Annotated in this window: 15 protein-coding genes; 8 read left to right on the top strand and 7 right to left on the bottom strand. The window is 66.2% G+C overall.

All coding sequences use genetic code 11. From position 1 onward, the window contains the following. Positions 1-2: 2 nt before the first annotated feature. From AC27VE_RS24235 to AC27VE_RS24255, 5 genes are all read right to left on the bottom strand, one after another. Positions 3-902, bottom strand: a complete 900-nt coding sequence (locus AC27VE_RS24235) for an SMP-30/gluconolactonase/LRE family protein (protein ID WP_427960416.1) — start codon at positions 900-902, stop codon at positions 3-5. Positions 903-912: 10 nt separating this feature from the next. After that, positions 913-1,911, bottom strand: coding sequence for a Bug family tripartite tricarboxylate transporter substrate binding protein (locus AC27VE_RS24240; RefSeq protein ID WP_488705207.1), 999 nt, complete (start codon positions 1,909-1,911; stop codon positions 913-915). A gap of 33 nt (positions 1,912-1,944) precedes the next feature. After that, a complete protein-coding gene (locus AC27VE_RS24245) occupies positions 1,945-2,931 on the bottom strand; it encodes a Bug family tripartite tricarboxylate transporter substrate binding protein (protein WP_488705208.1) in 987 nt (328 codons plus the stop codon). Next, the gene (locus AC27VE_RS24250) at positions 2,928-4,133 is read right to left on the bottom strand and encodes a CaiB/BaiF CoA transferase family protein (protein WP_488705209.1); all 1,206 of its coding nucleotides are present in this window, start codon (positions 4,131-4,133) and stop codon (positions 2,928-2,930) included. Before AC27VE_RS24250 ends, AC27VE_RS24245 begins: the two co-directional genes overlap by 4 nt. A 121-nt stretch (positions 4,134-4,254) precedes the next feature. Next, entirely contained in the window at positions 4,255-5,193 is a 939-nt protein-coding gene (locus tag AC27VE_RS24255) for a hydroxymethylglutaryl-CoA lyase (protein WP_488705210.1), read from the bottom strand. Between the two features lie 188 nt (positions 5,194-5,381). Here AC27VE_RS24255 and AC27VE_RS24260 point away from each other — a divergent pair, with 188 nt between their 5' ends. Together AC27VE_RS24260 and AC27VE_RS24265 are read left to right on the top strand one after the other, a co-directional pair. After that, entirely contained in the window at positions 5,382-6,110 is a 729-nt protein-coding gene (locus AC27VE_RS24260; protein ID WP_035212675.1) for an IclR family transcriptional regulator, read from the top strand. Between the two features lie 101 nt (positions 6,111-6,211). Beyond that, the gene (locus tag AC27VE_RS24265) at positions 6,212-7,369 is read left to right on the top strand and encodes an NAD(P)H-dependent flavin oxidoreductase (protein ID WP_006223283.1); all 1,158 of its coding nucleotides are present in this window, start codon (positions 6,212-6,214) and stop codon (positions 7,367-7,369) included. 25 nt (positions 7,370-7,394) lie between these two features. Here the strand turns inward: AC27VE_RS24265 and AC27VE_RS24270 are convergent, their stop codons facing one another. Continuing rightward, a complete protein-coding gene (locus AC27VE_RS24270) occupies positions 7,395-8,867 on the bottom strand; it encodes a sensor histidine kinase (protein ID WP_488705211.1) in 1,473 nt (490 codons plus the stop codon). Beyond that, a complete protein-coding gene (locus tag AC27VE_RS24275) occupies positions 8,864-9,592 on the bottom strand; it encodes a response regulator transcription factor (RefSeq protein WP_488705212.1) in 729 nt (242 codons plus the stop codon). Before AC27VE_RS24275 ends, AC27VE_RS24270 begins: the two co-directional genes overlap by 4 nt. A 145-nt stretch (positions 9,593-9,737) precedes the next feature. On the opposite strand from AC27VE_RS24275, the gene AC27VE_RS24280 reads away from it, so the two are divergent. The 6 genes from AC27VE_RS24280 (at position 9,738) to AC27VE_RS24305 (ending at position 13,410) form a co-directional block, all read left to right on the top strand. Next, positions 9,738-10,370 carry a cytochrome b/b6 domain-containing protein gene (locus AC27VE_RS24280; protein ID WP_488705213.1) on the top strand — a complete coding sequence of 211 codons (633 nt, stop codon included), beginning with the start codon at positions 9,738-9,740 and terminating at the stop codon, positions 10,368-10,370. 10 nt (positions 10,371-10,380) lie between these two features. After that, on the top strand, positions 10,381-11,172 hold the full coding sequence (locus AC27VE_RS24285) for a molybdopterin-dependent oxidoreductase (RefSeq protein ID WP_035212563.1): 792 nt from the start codon (positions 10,381-10,383) through the stop codon (positions 11,170-11,172). A gap of 42 nt (positions 11,173-11,214) precedes the next feature. Further along, a complete protein-coding gene (locus AC27VE_RS24290; RefSeq protein ID WP_488705214.1) occupies positions 11,215-11,496 on the top strand; it encodes a pentapeptide MXKDX repeat protein in 282 nt (93 codons plus the stop codon). Between the two features lie 89 nt (positions 11,497-11,585). Continuing rightward, positions 11,586-12,080, top strand: a complete 495-nt coding sequence (gene msrB, locus AC27VE_RS24295) for a peptide-methionine (R)-S-oxide reductase MsrB (RefSeq protein ID WP_488705215.1) — start codon at positions 11,586-11,588, stop codon at positions 12,078-12,080. 28 nt (positions 12,081-12,108) lie between these two features. Next, on the top strand, positions 12,109-12,798 hold the full coding sequence (msrA, locus tag AC27VE_RS24300; RefSeq protein ID WP_488705216.1) for a peptide-methionine (S)-S-oxide reductase MsrA: 690 nt from the start codon (positions 12,109-12,111) through the stop codon (positions 12,796-12,798). 219 nt (positions 12,799-13,017) lie between these two features. Continuing rightward, positions 13,018-13,410: a PRC-barrel domain-containing protein gene (locus tag AC27VE_RS24305; protein WP_488705217.1), complete on the top strand. Its 393-nt coding sequence runs from the start codon at positions 13,018-13,020 to the stop codon at positions 13,408-13,410. Positions 13,411-13,450: the final 40 nt, after the last annotated feature.

A 13,450-nucleotide genomic window follows, 5' to 3' on the forward strand; every position in this document is an offset into this window, starting at 1 on the left:
CCCTAGTCCGGCAACGGCGCCTCCAGGATCGCCCCGGTCGCGGATTCCGTCATCACGACGGAACCGCCGCCGGGGCGTATCGCCACATTGGTGACCGTGCTGGCGCCGAGTGGGCTTTTCAGGAAGTGCGTGACCTCGCCCCGCGCATTCAGCACGAAAACACCTCCCAAGCTGGCGTGGGCCACCAGCAACCGGCCGTCCGGCGTGGTTGCCAGGCCATCCGGCCCGCTGGTACCGAAAAACGTCCGGAACGCCCCCATCTTGGTGATGGAGCCATCCGGCATCACGGGCGCCCGCCAGACCTGATTGGCCCGGGTCACTGCCACGAAGAGCACCTTTTCCTCGGCGTCCAGGGCGATGCCATTAGGACTGGGCGCGTTCGCCAGCAGCAAGTCCAGGCGACCGGCGTCGGCGTCGTAGCGGTAGACGCGCCCCTGCGGGTCGTGCAGCCCGGTCTGCCCCTGGTCCGTGAAATACAGCCTGCCGGCTCGATCGAAAACCAGGTCATTCACGCCCTTGAACGACTCGCTGTTGCGGTGCCCCAGCACCGTTTCCACCTGGCCGCTCGCCATGTCGCAGCGCAGGATGCCCAGCCGGTAGTCAGCCACCCACAAGCTGCCGTCGCGATGCAGCGCCAGCCCGTTGGGCCAGCCACCGGTTTCGGCGACCGTGTGCCAGTCGTGCATGCCGTCGACCCGCAGAATGCGCCCATGCGGAATGTCCGTTACATAGAGCGCGCCCGACGCGTCGAACACCGGCCCTTCCAGAAAGCAGTCGACGATATGGCCCGCCTTGTTGGCGTCGGCCCAGGCGCTGCGCTGCTTGCGCCGCAAGCCTTCAGGCAGGATGGCGATGACGTGTGCCTCGATGACGACGGGCGGCGTGAAGTCCAGATTCCACATGGCAACCCCCTTATTCCGGCTTGATACCGACGCGTTTTCCCACGCCCGCCCAAAGCACGACCTGCTGCTGGACATAGCCGCCGAACTCGCCCACGGTCATCGACCGGTGCTGCGCGCCTTGGCGCGCCATGTTCTCGCGCATCGCCGGGTCGCTCATCACCTGGGAGACCAGGCGATTCATCTTGTCGACGATGGCAGGCGGCGTGCCCTTGGGCGCGGCCAGGCCGAACCAGTTCAGCACCTGATAGGACGGCAGGCCCGCTTGCGCGAACGTCGGTACGTCAGGCAACGTCGCCAGGCGCGCGTCGCCGCTGACGGCAAGCGCCCGCACGCGGCCGCCTTGCACAGGCGGAATTGCGGTGGGTGCCGCCGTGACCAGCACGTCGATCTGCCCGGCCATCACGTCCGCCAGCGCCGCGCCGGCGCCCCGGTACGGAATATGCGTCAGCGAAATGCCGGCTTCGCTCTTGAACATCTCGGCCGCCAGATGCGTCGAACTCGCCTGGCCGCCGGACCCGTAATTCAGCTTGCCGGGATGGGCGCGCGCATAGGCCACCAGCTGCTCCATCGTCTTGAAGGGCGACTTCTCCGGCACCAGCAGCACCAGCGGCGTTTCAATAATCTCGCTGACGTGGATCAGGTCGTTCCGGTAGTCCCACGGCAGCTTCGCGAACAGCAGCGGCAGCATCGTGTAGGTGGTGTCCGTCACCAGGAAAGTGCTGCCGTCGGGCGCCGACCGCACCACTTCCTGGGTGGCGATCGTGCCGGACGCGCCGGTCTTGTTGTCGACGATGAACGTCTTGCCCGTCGCCTCGGACAGCTTCTGCGCGACCTGGCGCGCGGCGTAGTCCGTCGTGCCGCCAGGCGAATACGGCACGACCAGCCGCACGGCCTTATCGGGCCAGGCGGCCGCGTCGCCCGCGGCGTGGACCGGCAGGCAGGTCATGCCGATTACAGCGGCGGCCAACAGGCGGGGCATGGCGCGCCCGCGCTTGAAAATGGATTTCATCGGGTTGTCTCCTTCGGGTTCTAGCTGGCCGCTTCAAGAGGCGGTCTGGATGTTGGCCTCGCGGATCAGGCGGGCCCATTTCTTCTGTTCCTGCAGGATGTATTGCTGCGCCGCGTCGGGCGTGCCGCCCATCGCGGTGCTGCCTTCCGCGGTGAAGAGCGCCACCGTGGCCGGATCGGCCAGTACCTTTTCCACGACGCCGTTCACGGCCTGGATCACCTCGCGGGGCGTGCCGGCCGGCGCCACCAACGCCTTCCAATCCAGCGCCTCGAAGCCGTCGAAGCCGGACTCGGCCACCGTGGGAACGTCGGGCAGGATCGGCAGCCGCGCCCGCGCGGTCACGGCCAAGGGGCGCAGCACTTTACCTTTCAGCATTTCCTGCGCGGCCTGCGGCGTGGCGAACATATAGTCGGTGTTTTCGCCCAGCAGGTCATTCAGGGCCGGCGCCGCGCCGCGGTACGGCACGTTCAGCACTTCGAACTTCGCCTGGTACGCCAGCAGCTCGCCCGCCAGATGGCCCACCGTGCCCGACCCCGCCAGGGCCTGCTTGATGGAGCCGGGCGCAGCGCGGGCGTCACGCACCAGATCCGCCAGCGTGTTCCAGCGCGCGTTGGCCTTCACCACCAGCACCACGGGCAGCGACGCGATCAGCGCGACGGCGGCGAAATCCTTGCCCGCGTCAAACGGCATCTTCGGCATCAGCGCCGGATTGATGGCCAAGTTGGAGGTCTGCCCCAAGCCCAGCATGAACCCGTCGGGCTTGGTCTTGGCCACATAGTCCAGGCCAATGTTGCCGCCAGCGCCCGGGCGGTTTTCGACCACGACCGACCAGCCGGCCAGGCCGGTGATCTTGGCGGCGATGGCGCGGGCCACCGAATCCGTGCCGCCGCCGGGCGTGTAGGGCACGATCAGCCGGATCGGCCGGCCATCGGGGTAGCCGCCGGCCGTCTGCGCCCGCAACGGCAATGCGGCCGCGCAGAGGGCTGCGCCCAGGAATGAGCGTCGGGATAGAGTCATCATGAGGGTTTGTCTCCTTGTGTAATGTGCCTTGCCTTCAAGGCCGCGATTTCATCGTCGCGATAGCCGGCGGCGCGCAAGAGCTCGTCGGTGTGTTCGCCCACGGCCGGTGGCTGCAGGCGGATGGGCGGCTGGACGCCGTCCAATGTCAGCGGGGCCAGCGGCACCCGGGTTTCGCGGCCGTCCGGCAACGTGACCGGCGCAAGCCCGCCCGTGGCCTTCAGGTGCGGATCGTCGAAGAGCTGCTCGGGCCGGGTGATGGGCGCGAACGGCAGGCCCTCTTGTTCGAACCGGGCCGCCAGTTCCGACGCGCGGTAGCCGGCCAGATGCGATCGCAGCTGCGGCATCAGCCAATCGCGGGCCTGCACCCGGTCGTTGTTCGTCTTCAGGCGCGGGTCCGCCAACCATTCCCCCAGGCCGAACGCGCGGCAGAAGATGTCCCATTGCTTGTCGCTGACGACCGCCAGGAACACCTGTTCGCCATCCCTCACCGTGAAGACGTCGTACACGGCCCACGCGGAAATGCGGCTGGGCATCGGCGCGGGCGCATTCCCCGTCATGGCGTGCTGCATCATGTGCTGCCCCACCAGGAAGACGTTGTTTTCGAATAGCGAGGCCTGCACTTCCATGCCTACGCCGGTATGTTCACGTTGGGCCAGCGCCGCCATGGCCCCCATCGCGCCGAACATGCCGCCCATGATGTCGTTGACGCTGGCGCCGGCGCGCAGGGGATCGCCGGCGCGGCCCGTCATGTAGGCCAGCCCGCCCATCATCTGCACCACCTCGTCCAGGGCGGTCCGGTTCTCGTACGGCCCCGGCAGGAACCCCTTGTGGCTGACATAGATCAGCCGGGGGTTGCGTGCCTTCAGCGCTGCGTACCCCAAGCCCAGTTTTTCCATCACGCCGGACTTGAAGTTCTCGCTGACCACGTCGGCCGAATCGATCAGGCGAAGCGCGGCCTCGATGCCTTCCGGCTGCTTCAGGTCCAGCGCGATGCTCTTCTTGTTGCGGTTGAACATGGGGAAGAAACCCGCGCCCGAGCCCAGCAGCCGGCGCGTGGAATCGCCCCCCATCGGTTCGACCTTGATGACCTCGGCGCCCAGGTCTGCCAGCAGCATGCCGCAGGTGGGCCCCATCACCATGTGGGTGAACTCGATGACGCGGACGCCTTCGTACGGAAGACGGGACGGGGAACGGCTGGACATATGAGGCACCTTAAAAAGGAATGGATCGACGCCCTGCGGCAGGCTTCAGGCAAAGCGCCGCCCTGCACGGCCGGCGCGTGTAGCGGCCTGCCGCGTTGGCATCGCGATCGGTAAAGAGGGACTAGCGCGGCGGCGTGAAACCCTTGGGTAATCCGGCGTCGGGCGTCATGCCGTACAACGGCTCGCCCGGCAGGCCGGCGGCAAGCGGCGCGCGCGCCGCGATGATGTTTTCCAGCGAGATCCCGGTACGCACGCCCATCGCCTCGAACATGAACACCAGGTCTTCCGTGACGACGTTGCCCGACGCGCCGGGCGCGTAGGGGCACCCGCCCAATCCCCCCAGCGAACTGTCGAAGGTGCGCACGCCCTCGTCCCAGGCCGCCAGGCAATTGGCCAGTCCCAATCCGCGGGTGTTATGCATATGGGCCGCGCCGGCATGCGAACCGATTTCGCTGCGCAAGCGCCGGAACAGGCGGCGCACCTGCGCGGGGTTGGCATAGCCCACGGTATCGGACAGGCCGGACTCATCCGCGCCGGCCGCGACGCACATTGCCGCCAGCCGGATGACGTCGTCCTCCGGCACCAGGCCTTGCAAGGTGCAGCCGAACGCCGTTGAAATGCCCGCTTCCAGCTTCACGCCGGGCGCGAGGGCGTCGCGCAGTTGCGCGATGGCGCGGACTTCTTCGACCATGTCTTCGGGCGTCTTGCGTACGTTGGCCAGCGAATGGGCGCGGCTGGCGGAGACCGGCATCGTCAGCTTATGGACCCCTGCGCGCAACGCGGCCTCCGCACCGCGCAGATTGGGGACCAGCGCCATCACCGTCACCCCGGGATGCTGGACCGCATGGGCGACCACTTCCGCCGCATCGGCCATTTGCGGCAGCAGCCGGGCCGGCACGAACGACGCCACTTCGATTTCGCGCAATCCCGCCGCGACCAGCGCATCGATCCACCGCAACTTGTCGGCCGTCGGCATGGTGGCCTTCACCGATTGCAGCCCGTCGCGCGGTCCGACTTCGCTGATCAGGACGTCGGTGGAATTTGGGGCGTCATGCGCCATGCTTGCGTCTCCGTGATATTCCATCTAATAGAATGGCGTTCTTTAGAATAGAATTAAATGCGAACAGGAAATCGCTGTCAAGCGCGTTTTAGGCCCAACGCCAAGCGGCCCTATGCCTACAATGGCCGCCAATCGTTCTAAAGGATGGAATATGCAGACTGTTGTCCGCCGCAGCGCCGGAGCTGGCCATGCCCCGTAAAGCCGTCACCGAATCCGTGGCAGACGCCGATGCCGCCGCTGGCGGCGTCGCCGCGGTCGACCGGGCGATGAGCCTGATGGCGGTCTTCACGCCCGCTGACCGCACGCTGTCGCTGGGCGAACTGGCCGACCGCACACGGCTCTACAAGAGCACCGTGCTGCGCCTGCTGGCGTCGCTGGAGCATGCGCAATGGATCCGCCGCCTGGACGACGGCCGCTACGCGCTGGGCCCCGAAGTGGCCCGCCTGCACAGCATTTATTCCGCCTCGTTTTCGCTGGAGCACGTAGTCATGCCCGTGCTGCGCGAACTGGTGGCCACGACCGGCGAAAGCGCGGCCTACCACGTGCGCCAGGGCGATGCGCGCCTGTGCCTGTACCGCGTGGATTCCCCCCACCCGGTGCGCGACCACATCCGCGCGGGCGACCTGCTGCCGCTGGAACGCGGCAGCGGCGGGCGCGTGCTGACGGCCTATGACGACATCCTGGGCCATGCGCCGGGGCCGGATCAGGCGCTGTATGCCCGAATCCGACATGATGGCTATTTCGCCGCGATGGGCGACCGGCTGAGCGAAGTGGCGGGCATCTCCGCCCCCGTTTTCCTGCTGTCGGGCGGCATCGCGGCGGCGGTGACGCTGACTGCCCCCGCCCACCGTTACAACCCGGATCACCTGACGCCCGTGCGGGAGGCCGCCCGCCGCCTGACGGGCCGCGTCGGCTGAGCGCAAGCGCCCTGCCATTGCCCGGCGGCTTGATCCCGCGCAAGGCGACCCGTCATCCCTTGTTCTAGCCTCTGTCCACTTGACCAGAGGAAAGACTCAACATGACGTGGTTCAAATCACTCAAACTCGCCGGACGCGAATTGCTGCCCATCGTTCAGGGCGGCATGGGCGTCGGCGTGTCCGCTCACCGTCTGGCCGGCACCGTTGCCAGCCAGAACGCGGTGGGCACCATCGCCAGCATCGATTTGCGCCATCACCACCCGGATCTGCTCGAAAAGACCGACAAATGCAATGACCGCGACGCCATCGACCGCGCCAATCTGGAAGCGCTGGACCGCGAAGTGCGCGCCGCGCTGGACACGGCGCAGGGGCGTGGCCTGGTCGCGGTGAACGTCATGAAGGCCGTGCGCGGCCACCCGGCGCTGGTGCGCCAGGCCTGCGAAAGCGGCGCGCAAGCCATCGTGATGGGCGCCGGCCTGCCCATGGACCTGCCCGAAATGACGGCCGACTTTCCCAAGGTTGCGCTGGTGCCGATCCTGTCGGAAGCGCGCGGCGTGGCCGTCGTGCTGAAAAAGTGGATGAAAAAAGGCAAGCTTGCCGACGCCGTGGTCATCGAACATCCGGGCCACGCCGGCGGGCATCTGGGCGCCGCGCGCCTGGACGATATCCACCATGAACGTTTCGATTTCCAACGCGTGCTGACCGAATGCCACGCGTTGTTCGACGAGCTGCAACTGGGCCAGGACGCGCCCCGCCTGATCGTCGCCGGCGGCGTGGGCAGCCATGACCAGGTACGCCACTGGCTTGCCAACGGCGCCGATGGCGTACAGGTGGGCACGGCGTTCGCCGTCACCCGGGAGGGCGACGCGCACGAGAACTTCAAACGCGTGCTGATGGACGCCGACCCGTCGGAACTTGCCGAATTCACCAGCGTGGCCGGCCTGCCCGCGCGCGCGGTGGCAACGCCTTGGTTGACCCGCTACCTGCGCCAGGAAAAGACGCTGCAGGACGGCACGCGCGCCGATCCGCGCCGGTGCAGCCAGCGCATGGATTGCCTGACGCAATGCGGGCTGCGCGATGGCCTGTCGAAATTCGGCCAGTTCTGCATCGACCTGAAACTGGCGGCGGCGCTACGCGGTGAGGTCAGCCGCGGCCTGTTCTTCCGCGGCGCGTCCAAGCTGCCGTTCGGCGGCGCCATGCGTTCGGTGCGCGAATTGATGGACTATCTGCTGCACGGGCAGATGCCCGCCACCGCCTGACGGGGCGCCTTGGGGCCTGCCGGCCCTAACGCGCCGCCGACAGTTCGAACTGGAACACCGCGCCGCGCTCGGCGCGCTCCACCAAGCGGATCTCGCTCTGGTGCAGTTGCAAGATGCGCTGCACGATCACCAAGCCCAGGCCGCCCCCGTCGCGCGGCCCGCGGCTCAGCGCAGACGCCCGCGTGAACAGGCCGGCGCGCAGTTCGGGCGGAATGCCCTGGCCCGAATCGCTGACCTGCACCCGCACCCGGCTTTGCGCCACGCCCAGTTGCAGTTCGATCCGGCCGCCGGGCGGGCTGTGACGAATAGCGTTGTCCAGCAGGTTCGTCAGGACGCGTTCGATCAGCCCCAAGTCCGCGCGCACCAGCGGCAGCGCCTGCGGGATGTCGGTGGTCAGTTGCTGCTGGCGCGCTTCGGCAGCCAGTTCGAATTTCTGCAGCACGTCCTGCACCAGTTCCGGCAGCGAAAACGTTTCCGGCTCCAGCCGCACCAGACCCGATTCCAGCCGCGCCAGCTCGAACAATTCCTGGGCCAGCCGGCCCACCTTGCGGCTTTGCGCCAGCGCGATGTCCAGATAACGGCGGCGTTCGCCGGCATCCAACGTTTCGTCTTTCAGGCGCAGGGTTTCCAGGTAACCATGCAACGACGTCAGCGGCGTGCGCAGATCGTGCGAGATATTGGCGACCAGGTCGCGCCGCTGCTGGTCCTGACGCGTCAACTCGCGCCATTGGTCGGATATCCGCCGGCCCATCTGAACGAAGCTGCGCCGCAGCACCGAGATCTCGTCCCCGTTGCGGTCCGACGCGTCGCCCGGACGCTCCAGCGCGGCCAGCGCCTGGCCGTCGTCGCCATCAAAGGACCGCACCGCCCGGGTCAGGCCGCGCAATGGCCGCGTAATCAGGGCAAACGCCGTCAGGCCCGCCACCAGCCCCAGCAAGGCCACCAACGCGATCGACCACAGCGTCGTGCGCAAGACCGAGCTGCGCGACACGGACATCGCCAGCGCATCGTGTGCCTGGCCTTGCAGCACCACGTAGACATAACCCTTGTCCTGCCCCGCCACCCGCACGGGCGCCGCGCTGAACACCTTTTGCACCCCGGCATTGCGCGGGTCGTCGCCCACGATGGGCAGCATGCCGCCCTCCAGCAGGCGTTTGACTGGCGCAAGGTCAACGTGGTCGCGCTTGATCTGGCCGGCCGGGGCCGCGTCGCCGACAATGCGGCCGTCGTTGGACAGCAGGTAGACCTCGACCGCGGGGTTGACGGCCATCAGCATGTCGAACAACGAACGCACGGCATCCGGCTTCCACCCGTTGGTGTCCATAAGCTCCGTCGTGCCCGCGATATGCTGCGCCAACCCGCTGGACAGGCGCTGCACGACCTCCTGCTCGTAGCGGGAATTGGCGGCGATCTGCAGCCAGGCCGATGCGCCGCAGCAGGCAAGCAACAGCAGCGCAAAGACGCCGGACAGGCGTTGGGTGAGGGTAAAGCGTTTCATGATGCGCCTCCCGTCGCGCCCGGCGCTGCCGCGAACTTGTAGCCCCTGCCCCAGACAGTCAGGATGCGCTGCGGGTTGGAGGGGTCGACCTCGATCTTGGTGCGCAGCCGGTTGATGTGCGTGTTCACCGTGTGCTCGTAGCCTTCGTGCTGGTAGCCCCACACATGGTTCAGCAGATCCATCCGGGAAAAGACCTTGTCGGGATGGCGGGCAAAGAAATGCAGCAGGTCGAACTCGCGCGGCGTCAGGTCCAGCCGGCGCTCGTCCACGTCCACGGTGCGTGAAATCGGATCGATGGATACGCCATGCACGGCCAGGCTGCCGGCATCGATGCGCGCATTGCGTTCAACGGCATCACTACGGCGCAGCAGCGCCCGCACCCGCGCCACCAGTTCCAGCATGGAAAACGGCTTGGCGAGGTAGTCGTCCGCGCCCAGTTCCAGGCCCAGGATGCGGTGCACTTCGCTGGACCGGGCGCTGGTGATGATGATGGGGGTGTAGCGCGCCATGGCACGCGCCCGCTTGCAGATCTCAAGCCCGTCGATGCCGGGCAGCATCAGGTCCAGGACCAGCGCGTCCCAACTGCCCTCTTCCAGCCGCCGCATGCCTTCGTTGCCGTCGGCGGCATGTTCCACCGCATAGCCTTCGTCGCGCAGGTGCAGGCGCAGCAATTCGGCGATGTGGGCGTCATCTTCAACTATCAGCACGCGTCGGGGCGTATCCATGTGGGGGCTCGGGCCAGTTCAGTACCGCCATTGTCGCCAATCCACCGGCGGGGAGTTATCACAAATATTTTAAGTTTGCGTGAGGACTCCGATATCGGGCCCGGGGAAGAATGGCTTCAACGACAGAACGCCCCGGAGACCCGCCATGTTGGCAAGCCCCGCAAGTCACGATACACCGGCCGCCCCGCGCCCGGCCGGCGCCATCCATCCCGGCTGGTTGCGGGCGATGCATTGGATCAATGCGCTGGCCGTCGTGATCATGGTGATGAGCGGCTGGCGCGTCTATAACGCCGCCCCGTTCTTCGACTTCACCTTCCCCAACGGCATCACGCTGGGCGGCTGGCTGGGCGGCGCCCTGCAATGGCACTTCGCCGGCATGTGGCTGCTGTTCGCCAACGGCCTGCTGTATCTGGCGCTGAACGTGGCCACCGGCCGCCTCTGGCGCAAGTTCTTCCCCGTCAGCCCCCGCGGCGTGGCCGCGGACCTGGGCGCCGCGTTGCGCGGCAAGCTCGCCCACGACGACCTGCGCCACTACAACCAGGTGCAGAAACTGGCGTACCTGTTCGTCATGGCCGACATCGTGGTGCTGGTGCTGTCCGGGCTGGTGCTGTGGAAGTCGGTGCAGTTCGATGGGCTGCGCGACCTGCTGGGCGGCTATGAATTTGCGCGCCGCCTCCATTTCTTCGCCATGGCGCTGCTGGTGGCGTTCGTGGCAGTCCATCTGGTGATGGTGGCGCTGGTTCCGCGCAGCCTCGTCGCCATGATCCGCGGCAAATAAGGAGCCCTTCGTGAGCCAGAAAAGACGCTTGTCGCTGTTGGGCCTGGACGGCCCGGCCATCCTGAAAGAAGCCAGGAACCTGCTGGCCAAACGGGTCGAGCAGCCTTCGCGCCGCACGTTCCTGCGCAACAGCCTGACGCTAGGCGGGCTGGCGATGCTGTCGGGCTGCTCGCTATCCGACGACGAGAACGTGGAGAAGGCGCTGGCCACCGTGTCCCGCTTCAACGACCGCGTGCAAGGCTGGATCTTCGACCCCAACAAGCTGGCGCCGACCTACCCCGAATCGATGATCACGCGGCCGTTCCCATTCAACGCCTACTACGGCATCGACGAAGTCCGCCAGGTCGAGGAAGCGTCGTTCCGGCTGGAAGTCACCGGCATGGTGGCCGACAAGCGCCAATGGCGGTTGGAGGAACTACGCGCCATGGCCCAGATCGACCAGGTCACCCGGCACATCTGCGTGGAAGGCTGGAGCGCCATCGGCAAGTGGGGAGGCGTGCCGTTCTCGACGTTCTTGAAGCGCGTGGGCGCCGACCTGACCGCGAAATACGTGGGCTTCAAGTGCTCGGACGACTACTACACCAGCATCGACATGCCGACGGCACTGCACCCGCAGACCATCCTGGCGTTGACCTATGACGGCAAGACCCTGCCCCCCGAATACGGCTTTCCCATGAAGCTGCGCATGCCCACCAAGCTTGGCTACAAGAACCCCAAGCACATCCGGGCGATTTTCGTCACCAACACCTACCCAGGCGGTTACTGGGAGGACCAGGGCTACAACTGGTTCGGCGGCAGCTAGGTGGAAATCCTGTTTGACCTCTCTTTCTCAAAGGAATACATCATGAAGACACTCACCACCGCCGCTTTCTCCCTGTGCCTGGCCTTTGGCGCCGTGGCCGCCCATGCCGCCGACACCATGGGCAAAGACAATATGGCCAAGGATTCGATGTCCAAGGACAGCATGTCGAAAGACGGCATGTCCAAGGGCGGCATGGCAAAGGATGGGATGGCGAAGGACGGCATGTCGCACGACGGGATGAAGAAGGATTCCATGTCCAAGGACGGTATGTCGAAAGACGGTATGTCCAAAAGCGGCATGACCAACGACAGCATGAAGAAGTAGGCCACCAAGTCAGACCGGCGGCCGGCCCCGCGCCGCTTGCCCGCACGCGGAACCCGCCCCCACCCTTCTCCCTTAGCCGGAGCCATGCCATGACATTGAATCGCAGACATTTCCTGAGCCTGGGCGGCGTCGCGGCCCTGGCCGCCGGCCTGGCCCCGTTGCTGGCCGCACGCAGCGCGCCGCCCGCGGCCTCGTTCCCCTACGCCTTGACCGACGCCCAATGGCGCGCCCGCCTTACGCCTGCGCAGTTCGACGTGCTGCGTCGCGAGGGCACCGAAAGACCCTACACCAGCCCCCTGAACGATGAACACCGCACTGGCACGTTCTCTTGCGCGGGCTGCGAACAGAAGCTGTTTTCCTCAAGCACCAAATTCGACAGCGGCACCGGCTGGCCCAGCTTCTGGCAACCGCTGGCGGCCGCCGTCGGCGAAACCCGGGACAGCAGCTTCGGCATGGTCCGCACTGCCGTCTATTGCGCCAACTGCGGCGGCCACCTGGGGCACGTCTTCGACGACGGCCCCCGCCCGACCGGCCTGCGCTACTGCATGAACGGCGTGGCCATGACCTTCGCCCCGCAGGCTTAACCACACCGCCCGATCAGGACCCCACACCATGAACATCCCGTTTCGCAAGCTCTGCGCCACCCTGGCCGCCGCCTCCGGCCTGCTGGGGGCTGGTGCGTCCCAGGCGGCCGAATCCGCCTTCATCATTCCGCCGCCCGCCGTCGATCAGGCGAAAGACGCCGCCCCGCAGGAAAAGGCCGTCATCGCCGGCGGCTGCTTCTGGGGCGTGCAAGCCGTGTTTCAGCACGTCAAGGGCGTGACCAGCGCGGTGTCCGGCTATGCCGGCGGCAAGGAAAACACCGCCAACTACGACACCGTCAGCAGCGGCCGCACCGGCCACGCCGAAGCCGTGGAAATCACCTACGACCCCAAGCAGGTCAGTTATGGACAGCTGCTGCAGATCTATTTCTCGGTAGCGCATGATCCCACCCAGCTGAACCGCCAGGGCCCGGACAGCGGCACGCAATACCGCTCAACCGTCTTCCCGTCCAACGACGGCCAACGCAAGGTGGCCGAGGCCTACATCGCGCAACTGAACCAGACGGGCGTGTATTCGAAGGCGCTGGCGACCACGGTGGAACCGCTGCAGGGCTTCTATCCGGCCGAGGGCTACCACCAGGACTACCTGGTGCGTCACCCGTACAGCATGTACATCATGGTGAACGACATCCCCAAAGTGGAGAACCTGGCCAAGACCTTCCCGGACCGGTATCGGGACAAGCCGGTGCTGGTGAATTGAGGGTCTGCCGGCCCATCGGGGTCCAAAAGGGCGAGCAATCGCCCTGCTGGCGCGTTGCCGTACTCCTTGGGCATAAGGCTTGCTGATAAGAGAAAGCGCCACGGCCCGCCGGGGAACCCGTTCTGGTCAACTCTGCCGCCATCGTCCTCCCGTTACAAGGAGGGTGACTGCCGCGCGCGACATAACGTGCCAAAGGCGAAATTCCAAAGGAGATCAGCGATGAGCGAAAAAACTGCAATGGTTGGCTTGGCCGTCCTGCTGGGCGTCTTCTCAAGCGTGCCGGCCGCTTCGGCGCAGGGCTCGCCGCAGTCGGTAACCGAAGTTCGAGTCGACGTTGCGAAGGTGGACGCGGGATACCGCGCGTCGAAGATGAGCGGTTCCACCGTCTACAACAGCAAGAAGGAAAAGATCGGCACCGTCGACGATCTGATCCTGGGACCTCCGGATTGGGTGCCGTACGCCGTCCTTTCGGTCGGAGGCATACTCGGCGTAGGCAATCATCTCGTCACTGTGCCCCTGGCAAAAATGCAAATCACCGACGATCAGTTGGTGCTGCCGGAGGCAACCAAGGACACGCTGAAAGCGCTACCCGAGTTCAAGTACGTGAAATAGGGGCTTTATTCCATCTTCCGGCCAAATTTCGCACGTCGAA

The organism is Achromobacter sp. 18P8.1.1 (assembly GCF_057799415.1).